General features: G+C 59.2%; 13 protein-coding genes and 1 tRNA gene. 6 read left to right on the top strand and 8 right to left on the bottom strand.

The features are described 5' to 3' along the window. The first annotated feature begins 195 nt into the window (after positions 1 to 195). Entirely contained in the window at positions 196 to 936 is a 741-nt protein-coding gene (locus NW870_RS08425) for a glycerophosphodiester phosphodiesterase (RefSeq protein ID WP_414374834.1), read from the top strand. Here the strand turns inward: NW870_RS08425 and NW870_RS08430 are convergent. Beyond that, positions 933 to 1667 (bottom strand): protein-L-isoaspartate(D-aspartate) O-methyltransferase, encoded by a 735-nt coding sequence (locus tag NW870_RS08430; protein WP_011433763.1) that lies wholly within the window; start codon positions 1665 to 1667, stop codon positions 933 to 935. The genes NW870_RS08425 and NW870_RS08430 overlap by 4 nt on opposite strands. A 510-nt stretch (positions 1668 to 2177) precedes the next feature. On the opposite strand from NW870_RS08430, the gene NW870_RS08435 reads away from it, so the two are divergent. Next, complete coding sequence (locus tag NW870_RS08435; RefSeq protein ID WP_414374835.1) at positions 2178 to 4058, top strand: AMP-dependent synthetase/ligase; 1881 nt, start codon at positions 2178 to 2180, stop codon at positions 4056 to 4058. A 13-nt stretch (positions 4059 to 4071) separates the two neighbouring features. Here NW870_RS08435 and NW870_RS08440 read toward each other — a convergent pair whose 3' ends face one another. Further along, the gene (locus tag NW870_RS08440) at positions 4072 to 4416 is read right to left on the bottom strand and encodes a hypothetical protein (RefSeq protein ID WP_414356744.1); all 345 of its coding nucleotides are present in this window, start codon (positions 4414 to 4416) and stop codon (positions 4072 to 4074) included. Between the two features lie 173 nt (positions 4417 to 4589). On the opposite strand from NW870_RS08440, the gene NW870_RS08445 reads away from it, so the two are divergent. Continuing rightward, the gene (locus NW870_RS08445; RefSeq protein ID WP_414374836.1) at positions 4590 to 5966 is read left to right on the top strand and encodes a (Fe-S)-binding protein; all 1377 of its coding nucleotides are present in this window, start codon (positions 4590 to 4592) and stop codon (positions 5964 to 5966) included. An 84-nt stretch (positions 5967 to 6050) separates the two neighbouring features. Here NW870_RS08445 and NW870_RS08450 read toward each other — a convergent pair whose 3' ends face one another. From NW870_RS08450 to NW870_RS08460, 3 genes are all read right to left on the bottom strand, one after another. Beyond that, entirely contained in the window at positions 6051 to 7526 is a 1476-nt protein-coding gene (locus NW870_RS08450) for a cobyric acid synthase (protein WP_414356784.1), read from the bottom strand. A 217-nt stretch (positions 7527 to 7743) separates the two neighbouring features. Next, positions 7744 to 7815: transfer RNA gene (locus NW870_RS08455), tRNA-Gln, on the bottom strand. 72 nt (positions 7816 to 7887) lie between these two features. After that, positions 7888 to 8445, bottom strand: a complete 558-nt coding sequence (locus NW870_RS08460; protein ID WP_414356749.1) for an FHA domain-containing protein — start codon at positions 8443 to 8445, stop codon at positions 7888 to 7890. 276 nt (positions 8446 to 8721) lie between these two features. Between NW870_RS08460 and NW870_RS08465 the strand changes: the two genes are divergently transcribed. The 3 genes from NW870_RS08465 to NW870_RS08475 all read left to right on the top strand — a co-directional run bounded on the left by NW870_RS08465 (position 8722) and on the right by NW870_RS08475 (position 11629). Then, positions 8722 to 9594 (top strand): inositol monophosphatase family protein, encoded by an 873-nt coding sequence (locus tag NW870_RS08465; protein ID WP_414332096.1) that lies wholly within the window; start codon positions 8722 to 8724, stop codon positions 9592 to 9594. Positions 9595 to 9752: 158 nt separating this feature from the next. Next, the gene (locus tag NW870_RS08470; protein WP_414374838.1) at positions 9753 to 10610 is read left to right on the top strand and encodes an ABC transporter substrate-binding protein; all 858 of its coding nucleotides are present in this window, start codon (positions 9753 to 9755) and stop codon (positions 10608 to 10610) included. Continuing rightward, positions 10568 to 11629, top strand: coding sequence for a DnaJ domain-containing protein (locus tag NW870_RS08475; RefSeq protein WP_414374839.1), 1062 nt, complete (start codon positions 10568 to 10570; stop codon positions 11627 to 11629). Before NW870_RS08470 ends, NW870_RS08475 begins: the two co-directional genes overlap by 43 nt. Positions 11630 to 11641: 12 nt before the next feature. Here the strand turns inward: NW870_RS08475 and NW870_RS08480 are convergent, their stop codons facing one another. The 3 genes from NW870_RS08480 to NW870_RS08490 all read right to left on the bottom strand — a co-directional run bounded on the left by NW870_RS08480 (position 11642) and on the right by NW870_RS08490 (position 15080). Next, positions 11642 to 13249, bottom strand: a complete 1608-nt coding sequence (locus NW870_RS08480) for a type II CAAX prenyl endopeptidase Rce1 family protein (protein WP_414374840.1) — start codon at positions 13247 to 13249, stop codon at positions 11642 to 11644. Positions 13250 to 13347: 98 nt separating this feature from the next. After that, positions 13348 to 14067, bottom strand: coding sequence for a tRNA (guanosine(46)-N7)-methyltransferase TrmB (gene trmB / locus NW870_RS08485; protein WP_414374841.1), 720 nt, complete (start codon positions 14065 to 14067; stop codon positions 13348 to 13350). A gap of 92 nt (positions 14068 to 14159) precedes the next feature. After that, the gene (locus NW870_RS08490; protein WP_414374867.1) at positions 14160 to 15080 is read right to left on the bottom strand and encodes an L-lactate dehydrogenase; all 921 of its coding nucleotides are present in this window, start codon (positions 15078 to 15080) and stop codon (positions 14160 to 14162) included.

Here is a 15080-nt window from a genome sequence, read left to right on the forward strand (position 1 = left end):
GTAGTAATCCGTACTGAACATATTATACATTATTTTCAGTATAGTTGAGCTTATTATTGACTAGAGTCATGCTCTCCTAGCTTATCGCTTCCGCTGGGGGAGTGTCGCCTGCTGGGATCCCTTTCTGAACCACCGAGAGCCAATCATAATAGAGCTGCGCAACCTGGCACTCAACCCCGCTTCAGAGGTGCTGACATGCTCCCCTACACCCAGATTGTCGCCCACCGTGGGGAGCACACCCACGCCGAGGAAAATACCCTGGCCGCTTTTGCTGCTGCTGTTGAAGTGGGGGCCGAGCAAATTGAGCTGGATGTGCGCCGCAGCCGAGATGGGATCCCACTGGTTGTTCACGATGCCGATTTGGATGGACAGCCTTTGGCCGCATTAACTTGGGCCGAGATTCGGGCCCGCAAACCCACGATTCCCACTCTTGAAGAGACCCTGTCACATATCAAGGGCAAAATCACCCTCGATATCGAACTCAAAGAAGCAGGCCATGAGGAACAAGTCCTTGCCCTCGTTAGCGATATTTTGACCCCCGAAGAATTTGTGATCACCTCTTTTTTGCCTCAGGTGGTGCAGCGGGTTAAAACGCTTTTGTCCCCGCAACCCAAGGTTGGCCTGTTGATCGAGGCAAAGGCTGAGGAGCAAGCCAAGGGATCTTTACTTACCCGTTGCCGGGAGTTGGGAGCGGATTTTCTGGCCCCCCACTACAGTTGGGTGAACTTGCAGTTCTTGGCTGAAGCTGAACAGGCCGGGATCCCTCTGTACGTTTGGACGGTGAACGATCCTGAAGTGATGAAGTTGTGCTTGCAGCCATTTGCCGGCTCAGTAGGACAAAATCCCGTTGTTCAAGGGTTGATCACCGACCGTCCCCAATTGGCTTTGCAAATTCGCGCCCATCTTTTGGCAGAAATAGAGGGGGCAAAACCCTAGACCATGGGCACAAACTGCACCGGAAAAGCCCCTTTTTGAACCCATCCTTGCGCTGTTTTGCAGAGGATCAGCAAAGACTGGGATCCCTGGGCACCGGAGTCCGAAGGGCTTTCTCCCACCGGCACCACCAAGGTGCCCCCCACCGCCAGTTGATCCAGCAGCACCATGGGCACAGTTGGGGGCGCTGCCGTCACCAGAATGGCATCGTAGGGAGCATGCTCTGGCCAACCTTGGTAGCCATCCCCCTGACGCACTTCCACGTTGCGATAGCCCAGGGCAGCGAGGGTTTGTTGAGCTTGAGCAGCCAATGGGGACAGACGCTCCAGGCTATACACTTGCCGGGCCAGCTCTGCCAAAACAGCCGCCTGATAGCCGGAGCCGGTGCCGATTTCCAACACCACCGATTCAGGCGTGAGGCGAGCAGCTTCTGTCATAAAAGCAACAATATAGGGCTGAGAAATGGTCTGGCCATAGCCGATGGGCAGAGGGCAATCCCTGTAGGCCCGATCCCGCAGATCAGAGGGGACAAAAAGGTGACGCGGCACTTTTCCCATGGCTTCCAGTACCCGTGGATCTCGGATCCCTCGTTTGATGAGCTGTTTCTTGACCATCTGCTCCCGTTGGGAAGCAAAAGGATCGGAAGCGTCTGGGGGCTGAGGTTCAACTTCTGGGATCCCAGCTGGAGAGCGAGAAGAATGTCTCCACCGGAAGGATGAGAATGGGTTGATCACCGATACACAACCTCCAGAAACGATGAGCTGCTCAGCTAGAAATCGCAGGAGCCCCGTACGGTACCCGTAGGGTCAGTGTCGGGAGGAATGCTATAATGGTACTGCGGGCACCAGAAACAGCTGTTTAGGGCACTGGTAACGGTCGATTGGGGGTGCAGTAAACCACCCCAGAGGCTCGCGGTTGGCTTGCTAACTGCAGGGCTACTAAAAGCCCGCTTCGTACCGCCTAGCGGTCGGTGTCGGGTAGTTTACATGAAGCTTACAGCCGGGATCCCCATGGGAGATATGGGATCCGGTTTGATCAAAATTGTAAAGTTTTGTGCGCAATCTGCCGGGGCGAGCAATCACCACCCTGGTTCTGCCAGCGCAAGATTTTATAGTGTTGATCCCTACCTTTTCCCCGCAAGGGGAAGATGGTGAATGGGGTGACAGGCTGGGAACTGTCCTAGCGACACCTGGGGAGAGAGGCTGGGTTTAATAGACTGTAAACGTAATTTACGGTACAGATCTATGACAACTGCTGCCGCTTCTGCTACTCCCACTGCCCCTGAGACGACGCTGCTGAACGTTTGGCAAGTGCTGGCGGAAGAGTTTGCCGGTCAGGTTGCCCTACGGGATCCCCACGCGCAGCCAGTTTTCGAGATGTCTTATGGAGAGCTGTTTCGCCGCATTCAAACCCTGGCGGCTGGCCTGCAGGCTTTGGGCATTTGCCCGGGGGATCGGGTGGCCATTTTTGCCGATAACTCCCCCCGCTGGCTGATGGCCGATCTGGCCACGATGTTCACGGGAGCTGTGAATGTGCCCCGCAGCGCTGTGGCGGATCCCAGTGAGCTGGGCTACATCTTGCGCCACTCCGGTAGCACGGCCCTGATTGCTCAGGATCTGAAGACCCTGAGGCGGATCCGGCCAGATGTGCAGGAGCTGGGCCTGGAACGGCTGCTGTTGCTTTCCGATGAGCAGGAAGCAGGGGTGCTGAACTTTTCCCAATGGCTGCAAAAGGGTCGGGAACACACCTACCAACCCCCAAAGCTGGAGCGATCCCAACTGGCCACCATCATCTACACCTCCGGCACCTCCGGTCGGCCCAAGGGGGTGATGCTCAGCCACGGCAACCTGATGCACCAGGTGGAGAACTTGGGCGTGGTCGTACAGCCACAACCGGGGAATAAGGTGTTGACCATTCTGCCCACTTGGCACTCTTATGAGCGGGCTTGCGAGTATTTTCTCCTCAGCCGTGCCTGCATGCTGGTCTATACCAGCCCTCGCTTTATCAAACAAGATTTCCAACAGGAGCACCCCCATTTTCTGGTGGCAGTGCCGCGGATTTGGGAAACCGTTTATGAAGGGATCCAACGGCAATTCAAAGAGAAAAGCCCCCTGATGCAGCGGCTGATCCGCGCTCTGATGGCCGTGAGTGAGAGGTATGTGCTCTCTGGACGGATAGCTCGCAACCAGTCGATTTTGCATTACGGAGTCAGCCCCTGGGTGCGCCTGCAGGCTCGCCTGCAACATTGGCTGCTCTGGCCCCTGCACCGATTGGCCGATGTGCTGATCTACCGCAAGGTACGACGGGCGTTGGGCCCCAATTTTCAACATGCCATCAGCGGCGGTGGATCCCTGCCTGCCTACTTGGATCTGTTCTACGAGGTGGTGGGCATTTCCATCTTGAATGGCTACGGCCTCACCGAAACTTCGCCGGTGTTGTGCGCGCGGCGTCCAGACAACAATGTGCGCGGTACGGCTGGCCCCCCTCTGCCGGGGACGGAGTTTCGCATTGTGGATCCTGAAACTCGACAGCCGCTGCCGCCACAAGAAAAAGGGTTGATCCTGGCCCGTGGCCCGCAGGTGATGATGGGCTACTACAACAACCCGGAAGCCACTGCCAAGGTGCTCAGCTCCGACGGCTGGTTTGAAACCGGGGATCTGGGCTGGCTCACCCCCGACGGGCAACTGGTGATCACCGGCAGAGCCAAGGATGTCATTGTCCTACTCAATGGGGAGAACATCGAGCCCCAGCCGCTGGAAGATGCTTGTCTGCAGTCTCCTTACATCAGTCAGATCGTGATCGTCGGGCAAGACCAAAAGAAATTGGCTGCCCTCATCTACCCCAACCTCGATGCCCTCAAAGCCTGGGCTGCCGAGCAAGGGATCCCGGCTGAGGATGCCGAGCTGCTGGCCCAGCCCCAGACCCGCACCTTGATTTTGCAGGAGGTGCGCCGCCGCATCCAAGAACGCCCTGGCTACCGGCCCGACGAGCAGGTCAGCGACTTTCGCTTCTTGCCGGAGCCGCTGAGCGTGGAAAACGGCCTCATGACCCAGACCCTGAAGATCAAGCGCAACCCGGTGGCCGAGCGCTATGCCCATCTGATCCAAGAGATGTATCCGGCTTGAGGTGCAGGCCCGCCTAAGTTTGGGATCCCCGTTGTTGCTCCAAGTACCGCCGGAACTGCTCCGGTGGAATGGCCCCTCGGTAGGCCCCACAGTAGTAGAGGGTGAGCACCGCCTTGTAGGCCCAGTCAGTTGGCACCACATCCGGGAAGGGGCTGGGCAAAGTATCTGCTTGGTTGTTGGCGCAGGCTTGCAAAATTTGCTCTGTGGTGAGCTGTTCTGCCAAGTCTGGAGGGAGTTCCCGCAGGTTGGCCTGGGCCAAAGCCGCTCCGGCCAAGCTCAAGCTGGAGAGGGCCGCTGTCCAAAAGACAGGAGTGAAGAGGTGTTGCAAGTTCATGGCTTTCAAAGGAAGGGTTGGCAAGTCCTCTCTCTAGGGTAGTACGAGCTAAGAGAGCGTCTGGATGTAGACAAACTTCCTCGGATCTGGGACTAAGATGCAGAGGAATCAAGGGAGCAGAAGAGGGCGGGATCGCCAGCCGCTAATTGTCTCCCCGCATGGCCATGTAAGGCTGAGAGCACGATAGGTCAGAGCCGATGAGTTTATCCCAGGGGCCGAGTTTTGATGGAATGGATCCCCCGGATCCGAAGCTGATCGATGCCTGTGTGCATTGCGGGTTTTGCCTGACCACCTGCCCCAGCTACCGTGTCATCGGCAAAGAGACGGACTCGCCGCGGGGGCGGATCTATCAGATGGATGCCCTCAACCAGGGGCAGATCGCCCTTTCTGCGGCTACGGTTTCCCACTTCGACAGTTGCTTGGGCTGTTTGGCCTGTGTTACGGCCTGTCCATCGGGGGTGCAATATGACCGCTTAATTGCCGCCACCCGCCCGCAGATTGAGCGCAACTACTCCCGCAGTTTTTGGGATCGGCTTTACCGCCAGTTCATCTTCTCGGTGTTTCCTTACCCGACACGGCTGCGACCGCTGCTGTGGCCTCTCTGGCTGTACCAAAAAATGGGGATCGGCACCTGGATCCGAAAAGGGCTGGAAAAGGTCTCCCCGCGTTTGGCAGCTATGGAATCCCTGATGCCCCCCCTGGAGGTGGAGCAACTGCTGCCCAAGCGTTACCCTGAGCGGATCCCGGCGGTGGGAGAACGCCGTTTTCGGGTGGGACTCATTTTGGGCTGCGTGCAGCGCCTGTTTGCCCCGCAGGTGAATGAGGCCAGCATTCGCGTCTTGACCCACAACGGCTGTGAGGTGGTGATCCCGCCTGTCCAGGGCTGTTGCGCGGCCTTGCCCCACCATCAAGGGCAACTGCGCCAGGCGGAAACCCTGGCCCGCCAGATGATCGATGCCTTTGCCGATTACGAGTTGGATGCCATTCTGATCAACGCTTCTGGCTGCGGGCATACCCTGAAGGAGTATGGCCACCTGTTGGCCAGGGATCCCGACTACAAGGAGAAAGCAGCCCGATTTGCCACTCAAGTCAGGGATATTCAGGAGTTTCTCGCCCAGGTGGGGTTAACGGCTCCTCTACATCCGCTACAGCCGGAACCCCTGGTGCTGGTCTACCAGGATGCCTGTCACATGCTGCATGGGCAGCGGCTCAGCCAGGAACCCCGACACCTGCTGCGGCAAATCCCAGGGCTGGAGCTGCGGGATCCCGTCGATGCGGCCCTCTGCTGTGGTAGCTCCGGCGTCTATAACCTGTTGCAACCCCAGGTGGCGGACGAGCTGGGAGCCCAGAAGGTGACGAACTTGCTTAACACCGGTGCTCAGGGGATTGTCTCTGCCAATATCGGCTGCCGCCTACAAATCCAGAAACATCTGCGCCTACAGGGCAAAGCCGGGATCCCCATCTATCACCCGATGGAATTGTTGGATCGCGCCCTCGCCGCTCTGCGACGCTTTCCCGAACAAGCTACAGGGACTTCTTCGGGTCAGGCAGAGGTAGCCGAGGCAACCGGTTGAGTGGATCCTGGATTTCCGGTCGCGCTGGCGTAACCTGGCGCAACATAGCCTCCCACCCCACTTCTCTCCCCCATCGCCGATGGGCTATTCCATCAACAGGCCCAAGTCCAGGTGAGGCTGCCACAGATCGGCCAGGCGCTCCAGCAATTGCTCCCGCTGCTGAGCATAGTGGCCCTCCAGATCCGGCAAGGGATCCCAGCCTTTTTGTCGGCGCAGCCAGTTCAGCCATTGTCGCCGCCACAGGTGGTTGTCAAACAGGCCATGCAGATAGCTGCCCCAAATCCGACCCGTGGGATCCCGCCAGCCCAGGTTCTCCCGGTCGAACACCGGCAGACAGCCAGAGGGATCCGCCTGGGTGGATCCCTGATGAATTTCGTACCCCTGAATGGGGGCCAGGGCAGGCCATCGGCTTTGGGTCTGCACCTGCTGGGTGACCTTGGTGGGTTGTAAAACGGTGGTCAAAGGGAGAAAGCCCAGCCCTGGGTAGGTGCCGGCGATCCCCTCCCAGCCTTCGGGATCGGCGATGGTCTCTCCCAACATTTGCAGCCCACCGCAAATGCCGATGATATGGCCGGAGTATTGGCGCAGTTGATCGGCCAGGCCGGTCTTTTGCAACGCGAACAGATCGTTGAGGGTGGTTTTGCTGCCGGGCAGGATGACCACATCCGGGGATCCCAAACTTTGGCCAAGGTGAACCCAGCGCAGATGGACGGTGGGCTCCGCCAACAAGGGGTCAAAATCCGAGAAATTGGCCACCTGGGGCAAACGCACCACAGCAATCTCCAGGCGCCCTTCCCTCAGGGCTTGGCGACCGGCCCGGTCGCGGCGATCTTCCCAAAGCAGGGGGTTGGCTGCAATTCCCATCGAATCCTCTTGGGGCAGAACCCAGTCCACCCAAGGCAAGACCCCGACAACTGGGATCCCGGTGTAGTTTTCCAGCCAATCCAGGCCGGGCTGCAACAGTTCCCGCGAGCCCCGAAACTTGTTGATGACAATGCCCCGGATCAAGGCCCGCTCTTCAGGTTCCAGCAGTTGGAGCGTGCCCACCACATGGGCCAGCGCCCCACCTCGGTCGATGTCTGCCACCAGCCAAGTGGGGGATCCCAAATGCAAGGCAACCCGCATATTTGCCAAGTCCCGATGTTTGAGGTTCACCTCTGCTGGGCTACCTGCCCCCTCGCAAAGGATCCAGTCGTACTGCTGTTGTAGGCGAGCAAGGGCTTCTTTGACCGCTTGCCAGGCCGGCGCAAACCAGCGCTCGTAATACTCTCCGGCGCGGTAGGTGCCCACCGCTACTCCGTTCAAGACGATCTGGGAAGTCAGGTTGCCCTGGGGCTTCAGAAGGATTGGGTTCATCTCCACCGCAGGGGGAATCCCGGCAGCCCAAGCTTGCAGAGCCTGCGCGTAGGCGATCTCTTTGCCCTCTGGGGTGACATAGGCGTTGAGGGACATGTTCTGAGCTTTGAAAGGGGCAACCCTTTTTCCCGCTTTCTTGAGAATGCGACAAAGGGCTGTTACCAGCAGGGTTTTGCCCACGTGGGAAGAAGTTCCCACCACCATCAAGGATCGACCTGAACAGCTCACCCCGGATCCCTCGCCCTTGGTTTCTGGTTGTTGCCATTCTCCCCGCGGCCAGCGTCGCCAAGCCAGGGCCTCCGTTGGCAAAAGCGACTCTGCAATCCCCTAGTTAACCGCCCTGCTGATGCCCAGAGCCGCACCCTCCGGTCTGCACGGGATCCCAGGGGCTTGCGCTTTGTGCTTTCGACAGGATTTTGAGCTGGGGCAGATGGATTCGAACCACCGAATGGCGGGACCAAAACCCGCTGCCTTACCGCTTGGCGATGCCCCAATTCACATTGCTTAACCAGCTTAATTAATCTAGCGATGCAGCTTCGGGTCTGTCAACAGTTGCAGTGAGCTCCTATGCGTGGGGAAGCTGAAGCTCTTCGCCAAGGTCAGGGCCAATGTCAAGAGGAGTCACGGGGAGAGTGCGGGCTACCTCAAAGAAATAGGCGCGGATCTCCGGCCCGAAATAGATGACATCTCCGCTCCTCAGGTAGTGAGTAGCCACCCGCGTGCCGTTGACAAACACCCCATTGGTACTGGACTGGCCCTTGCGGTTGCCGTCGATCAGGCAATAGGTAAACCCTGTCCGGTTGGACTTGGTGGGCACCCGCACCAGGTAAGCATGGCGACGCGAGACAAACCGATTGACGATCTGGATGGCGTTGGAGGGATCCCGTCCAAGCGTATAGATACTCTCCCGCAGGATGTAGCTGCAGGGCCGGACAGGATGGCAGATGGACAGGGTGAACTCCGGATGGGACACCGGCCGTTCAGGGACTTGATCGAACAAATCCGCCGGCAGATCAAAGCCCTGGCTGGGAAGAGGACTTTTCCCGCCAACCTCTGTGATGGAGGTGAAAAAATCGTCGTAGCTATGTGGCAAAGGTCTTCCCCCCTCAACGCTCAACGCCATTTACAGCAGCTTGGCTTTCCAAATTCAAAGTCTTATCTATAGTTCCCCAAAACCCTACTGCTTTCAAAGGAACTCTGGTCTTGGCGGGCTGCCGGAAAACCCACAAGCCCCAGTGTACTGTACTATACACCATAGGCAGCCTTGGAGATACCCCCTTTCCCCGGAAACTGGGCTTGGGCTCAGGTTGGGCCTATTTTGGCTTTCAGGGATCCCTTGGGAGCCACAGCCTCAGGCGGGCTATTCTGAGTAGCAGGTTTTTAACCTTGAGGTGAGGGTGTGACGGAGGCCCTGCTGCGTCGGTTGGATGTGGCCACAGAAGCTGCCCTGGAGGCAGGAGCTTTGCTGCGCAGTTATGTGGGGGGCACCCTTGCCATTGAGGAGAAACGTCCGGGCGACTTGGTGACTGCGGCGGATCGCGCTTCCGAGGATCTCATCTTGAAAATCTTGAGGCGGCACTTCCCCGAAGATGTCATCTTGACCGAGGAATCAGGCCAGCAGGGATCTCCGGAGGGCGCCTACGCTTGGATGATCGATCCCCTGGATGGCACCACCAACTTTGCCCACGGTTACCCTTTCGCTGCCGTCTCCATTGGTTTGCTGCAGGGGCGGGAGCCAGTTTTGGGGGTTGTTTGTGATGTTTTTCGCGGGGATCTGTTTCGCGCCGTCCAAGGGATGGGGGCTACCCGCAACCGCCAACCCATTCGAGTCTCCACAACGGCTGAATTGTCTCGGAGCCTGCTGGTGACCGGCTTTGCCTATGATCGTCGCGAAACCCCTGACAACAACTACGCCGAGTTTTGCCACTTTACCCATCTCACCCAAGGAGTGCGGCGGGGCGGATCTGCAGCTCTGGATTTGGCCTATGTGGCCACCGGTCAGTTGGATGGCTACTGGGAGCGGGGCCTCTCCCCTTGGGACATTGCCGCAGGGATCGTCCTGGTGCGAGAGGCGGGTGGCAAGGTGACTGCTTACGATGGCGGCCCGGTGGATGTTTACAGTGGCCGACTGTTGGCCAGCAATGGCTGGTTACACGCTGCTCTGCAAGAAGAATTGGCCCAAGTACAGCCTTTGCCGGTCTCCTTTCCCATGCGGCGGGATCCACGCCCAGCCTATCAGAACCGGGAAAGCTCCCCAGTTGAGTTGAATTGAAGACAGAAGTAGCTGACGAATAATCGAGGAATAATCAAGAAGATTCCAAGAACCCTATGTTGGGCAGGGTAGATAGGAGATGGGTTAGCGGACTCCCCGGAAAACAGCGACATCGCTGCCGGGCGGCACAGTTCGGCCTGGCTCTCCTCTTGGGAGCGATGGCCCTTGGGGTTGCCACTGCTGGCCCCGGTTACCCTCAGCCGGCACAAGGGAAAGTCGCCCCCACCGAGCAGGCACAGCCCCTCGATTCCCGTTGGGCCGAGATCCAGGCCCGGGGGCGCATTCGGGTTGGCTTGGATCCCAGTCTGGGGCCGGCCTATCTCTATACCGACTTGGAGCAACAAACCTACGCCGGCTTCGAGTGGGATATCCTGGAGGCGCTTGCCCAAACCCTTCAGGTGCAGGTGGATCCCATCTATGTGGCCTGGAGCGAACAGTTGGCAGCTTTGCAAGCGGATGAGGTGGACTTGATCTGGGGGGCGCGGGAAGCTTTGGGCTTGGATCCGGAGCAGTTTCTGGCCACCCGGCCCTACTATCTCAGCCCGCAGCGCTTGGTGGTACGGGATCCCTTCCCCGCCTCCGGGCCAGAGGAACCGGCCATCGAGACACTGTCGCAATTATTTGGCCGCAAAGTGGGCATCGTAGTCAATAGTACAGGGGCAGCCCTACTGGAGGCTTATAACGAGAGGAGGGGCAACGCCATTCGTCTCTTTGCCACCAGCAACCCTGAGCGCTTGTTTGCTCAGCTACAGGCTGGCCAGTTGGATGCCGTGCTGGTTGATCAGCCTGTTGCCGCCCTAAACCTGCGCCAAGCTGGATCCCGGCTGCGCCTGGTGGGGCCGCCCCTGTTCCCCATGCCTCTGGTGGGAGTAGTATCCTCTCAGCATCCTTCCCTGAAGGAAGCTGTGGATGGGGCGATTTCCAGCCTGATCGAAAACGGAACCTTGCAGCAGATTTTAGAGAAGTGGCAACTATGGGATCCAACTCTAATGTCCCCCGCCTCAACCGAGGACTAGCCCGCTACGAGACTGACCATTTCGCCATCTTAGGCGTGCCCCTTACCGCCGACTCCAAGGGGATCCGGCGCGGCTACCTGCAGGCGGCCAAGGCCCTCCACCCGGATCGGTTTGTGGGGGATCCCGAAGGTGCAGAACGCGCCAACATCCTCTTTGCCAAGCTGGTCAACCCGGCCAACGAAGTGCTGACCAAAGAGCGGGAGCGAGGGGAATATGAAACTGTGCTCAAAATGCGGATCAAACGCCTTTTGGAGACGCCCCCCCCGGATCTTTGGCCCTCTGGGGAAGCCGTCAAGGGCTTGGCCGAGCACCCCCATTGGCAGGAAGAGTATGTCAGACGGGTGGAGAAGCTGGCCAAAGAGCAATACAGCTCCATGGAAACCCTGCTCGAGAAAACCGAGCAATTGAGCGAGCTGAACCTGGCCTATTTGTTGCTCAAGGCCGGCTACCAGGGGAGCCTAGCCCCTGCCTCTAGAACCACTACCGCGACCGGGATCCCAACCCCTTCCCCCAGCCGTACCACTGTGGGTGGGATCCCAGCCTCCCCCGTCGTTGCTCCGCCCAGCCGTCCCCCTGTTCAGCCCGTTCCCACCCCACCTCCGGCTCCCAAGCTCAGCCCTGGGGAAACCCGCTTTATCCAAGCCTTGGACATGATCGAGCGCAAGCAATACCGGGATGCAGTGCAATATCTGAACTTCGCCATCAGCGCTGAGCCCAACGTGGCCCGCTACTACCTGCACCGGGGCATTGCCCACCTGAAGCAGGGGAATGCTGGCATGGCCAAAGCAGACTTTATGCAAGCCAGTCGCCTAGAACCTGCCAACGCCGAGTTGATGGCAGAAGTGCGCCGTTGGATGCAGCAAGTCACCACTCAACAGCCCGTTCCCGTCCCCAAGGACTCCGTCCCGCCAACGCGAGTGGCCAGCCGTCAAACGTCACAGGCTCAGAAAGTGGTGCCACCTCCCCGTAAGGAGGACAACGGCGGGTTCTTGAGCCGCCTCTTCGGCAGGAAAAAGTAGGCAGAGCCCCCCTTAACGCGCACCCCCTAGCACCAGCAGCGTGACCAGGGATCCCGTATTCCAGAGGCTGTGCAGTAGGATGGGAGCCAGCAGGTTGCGGCTGTGGCTGTACACCACCCCCAGCACCACCCCCAGCATGGTCAAAGGCAGCAGATCGGAAAGGTTGAGGTGGGCAAGGGCAAAGGTGAAGGCGCTAAGCCCAATGGCGGCCCCCATAGGCAGGTAGCGGCTTAGAGTAGGCAGCCAAAAGCCCCGGAACAGCACCTCCTCAAAAACAGGGGCACAGACAGACACCACGGCCAAAAACACCAACCGCGCCCCCCAACCATGGCTATCCAGCAGCAGGGGCAAAATGGGATTCCCACCCCCCGCCTGCGGCAGCAGCAACTGCGACAGCGCCGCTGCCAGCACCACCAAAGGCAAGGCCACCCAGTAGCCACACAAGCCCCACAGCAGCCAAGGGTCCCACAACCGCACCTGCAGCACCCTCTGCCAGCCGGGGTAGGCGTGCAAGAGACGGTACAATAACCCTGCCCCCAGCAAAGCGCCGGAATTGTAGGTGAGAAACAGGGCTACCGCCTGCTGCCAAGGGCTGAGCTGCCGTGCCCCCAGGCCGAGGATGATGATGTAAAGTCGAGGCACCAAAGCGTTGAGGGCGATAAACCCCAAAAACCAGCCGGTCAGCACCGCTTGCGCCCCGATCCCCGGCCAAGGCACTTCCCAAGCAGGGCCCAGGAGCGGACGTTTGCGCCAAAGGCTCCAGCCCAGCCAGCCCAACAAGAGCATCAACCCCAGCAGCGCCCCCAGCACGGGGATCCCGCCCACCACCGCCAGTCGAAACAGAGCCGCCAAGGCCAATTTTTCCTGCTGTTGGTTGAGGGCATTTAGGCTATCGCTGCGCTGCTGCAGTCGGTAAAGCTGTTGCAGAGCCACCGCCTCAAACCAACCATCCAGATGATTGCGAATCTGCACCTCCGCCTCTGGCAAGATGCGCCGCGGTGTTCCCCACAGTCCCTGTAGAACCTGGGCTGCTCTCTTTTGACTCGATTCCACCTCCATCGCGCCAGCGGCGCGGAGCACTTTGGGACGTTCCAGGTCGATGATCTGCTGCCATTGCTGCCGAGCAGCTTCCAGATCTTCTTGGTAGGCATAGAGCAAGCCCAGGCGCAGCCAAAGCGCATCCAGCTCCGTCTGCAAATCTTGCATTGAGGCCAGAAGGGCAGGATCCACCTCTGGAGATTGGGCCAGTTCTGGGCTGGCCGCCTCAGATTCGCCAGCAGGAGTTAAACGGGCCAGCCGTTTCAAACGTTTCAGGCGTTCGGCGTAGTTATCGGCGGTCTGCTGATAGCGATTTTGGGCCACCTTGAACACATCCTGACCCAAAAGTGCCCGTGCCAGATCCTGATAGCGGGGATCATCGAGGGTGCGGGAAGCTTGCAGGGCGAGATCGGTTTGCAACAAATCCAACTGCGTTTGGGGCGGCGGCTGAAACCAACTGCTGGAAAGAGAAAGCCCGACAATCACAATGGCCAATAGGCTCAGCAGGTTGAGGATCCCACGGCGAACAGAAAACCAAGCAGAGGAGGGGTCGGCAGAGGCCGTGGTTTCAGAGTGAGACATTGCGGCGACGGATCCAACTCAAGCGGGTTATATCCTATCTTCTGTATTGTCTTGGCGGAATGGAGTTGTTATTACTGCATTACGGATTTGTCCTGTTGTCACCGTCGCTCCAGCCAATAGCGATAGATGGGCAGGCCCAGTTGTAGGCAGTGCCACTCCCGCTCCGTGGGGATGCCGAGGGGATTGGAGTCCAAAGGCCCCTGGTGGGGATCCCAAAACTGCGGATGATCCAAAAATCGAGCTGCCATTTCTTCGGCCACCTCTTGGATATCCGATTGCAGGAAGACGGGGCTGCCCGGTCGCAGCAGCAGAGCCAGATCCGCCACCAGTTGGGGCTGGACAATCCGCCGTTTGTGATGGCGCTTTTTGAACCAGGGATCCGGAAATAGGATGGTTACGCGGCTGAGATCCCCCGGCGCAAACAGATGCCGCAAAGAGACATTGATGTTGGCAAACAGAAAATGGACGTTATCCAGCCCCAGCTCATCCCGCCAGGCATTGGCCCGCTCCACCAGCGCCTGCCGAATCTCTACCCCCAGGAAGTTCCAGTCGGGCTGCTCCTGAGCGAGGCGCAGCAGAAATCGTCCGCTCCCTGTGCCGATATCCAGATGAAAGGGCTGCCCCAGCCGCCGGTATACCCGCTCCCAGTGGGGTGGGGGGGTGGGCTGCTGATACTGCGCCTGCAGGGGATTGACGTGCTGCCGTACCCGGTGACCGAGGCCCCTCTGTAAGGGGATCCCGGCCCAAGGCGGAGAAGGGGGGCGCTTCTCCAGTTGGCCCTCAGGCGATTGCTGCCCCTGTTGCACCTCTGCTTCCATAGACCACCTCCTGCCGCCAGCTGCGGCCCTCGCCCACTGACCAAGGGATCCCCCAGCTTGGAGGGGAGCGACAAAAGTCCAGGAGATCTAGGCTACCACCGGATGCTGTCGATGACTTGCCGCAAGATCTGGGCCGAGCGGTGCAGCTGCTTGCGCTCGCTCTCGGTGAGGGACATGGCCAGCGTGCGTTCCACCCCCTGCCGCCCGACCACTCTGGGCAAGCTGAGACAGACCTCTGGCAGATCGTACTCCCCTTGGGTGAGGCTGCTCACGGTTAAAACGCGGTGTTGATCCCGCAGCAGGGCTTGGACAATTTGCGTCACCCCTAACCCGATGGCGTAGCTGGTGGCCCCTTTGCGACGGATGATCTCGTAGGCAGCGTTGCGCACCTGCTCGAAGATATCCCCCAAATAGGCGGGATCCCAGTCCGGCGAGAGTTCCCCAATCGGGGTGCCGGCGATGTTCACCTTGCTCCAAACGGCCACCTCGCTATCTCCATGTTCGCCGATGATGTAGGCGTGCAGGCTACGCGGATCCACCCCCAGGCGCTCCGCCAAAAGATAGCGAAAGCGGGCTGTGTCCAAAACCGTCCCCGACCCAATTACCTGCCCTGCCGGCAACCCCGACAACTTCAGGGAAACGTAAGTCATGATGTCAACGGGATTGCTCACCACCAAAAGGAGTGTGTCAGGGCAATGCGCCATCAAGGCCGGGATCAAGCCTTTGAAGATCTCGACGTTGCGCTGCACCAAATCCAAACGGGTTTCTCCAGGCCGCTGCTTAGCCCCTGCCGTTAAAACCACTACATCTGACCCGGCGCAATCAGCCAGTTCCCCTGCCCGTATCCGCGTCGGCTCCACAAAGGGGATCCCGTGCACCAGATCCATCACTTCCCCTTCCAGCTTGTTGCGGTCGATGTCGTGAAGGACCAGCTCATCCAGAGTGTTCTGGATTACCATCGAGTAGGCACAGGCCATGCCTACCTGGCCGGCGCCGATGATGGATCCCTTCAA

This window comes from Synechococcus sp. R50.1 (assembly GCF_047462115.1).
Taxonomy (GTDB): Bacteria; Cyanobacteriota; Cyanobacteriia; order Thermostichales; family Thermostichaceae; genus Thermostichus.

Bases quoted from the DNA above. Each gene is read 5' to 3' on its own strand.
- NW870_RS08480 (WP_414374840.1), bottom strand. From the start codon at position 13,249: ATGTCTCACTCTGAAACCACGGCCTCTGCCGACCCCTCCTCTGCTTGG.
- NW870_RS08445 (WP_414374836.1), top strand. From the start codon at position 4,590: ATGAGTTTATCCCAGGGGCCGAGTTTTGATGGAATGGATCCCCCGGAT.
- NW870_RS08460 (WP_414356749.1), bottom strand. From the start codon at position 8,445: ATGGCGTTGAGCGTTGAGGGGGGAAGACCTTTGCCACATAGCTACGAC.
- NW870_RS08475 (WP_414374839.1), top strand. From the start codon at position 10,568: ATGGGATCCAACTCTAATGTCCCCCGCCTCAACCGAGGACTAGCCCGC.
- NW870_RS08450 (WP_414356784.1), bottom strand. From the start codon at position 7,526: ATGGTGGTGGGAACTTCTTCCCACGTGGGCAAAACCCTGCTGGTAACA.
- trmB (WP_414374841.1), bottom strand. From the start codon at position 14,067: ATGGAAGCAGAGGTGCAACAGGGGCAGCAATCGCCTGAGGGCCAACTG.
- NW870_RS08435 (WP_414374835.1), top strand. From the start codon at position 2,178: ATGACAACTGCTGCCGCTTCTGCTACTCCCACTGCCCCTGAGACGACG.
- NW870_RS08425 (WP_414374834.1), top strand. From the start codon at position 196: ATGCTCCCCTACACCCAGATTGTCGCCCACCGTGGGGAGCACACCCAC.
- NW870_RS08470 (WP_414374838.1), top strand. From the start codon at position 9,753: ATGGCCCTTGGGGTTGCCACTGCTGGCCCCGGTTACCCTCAGCCGGCA.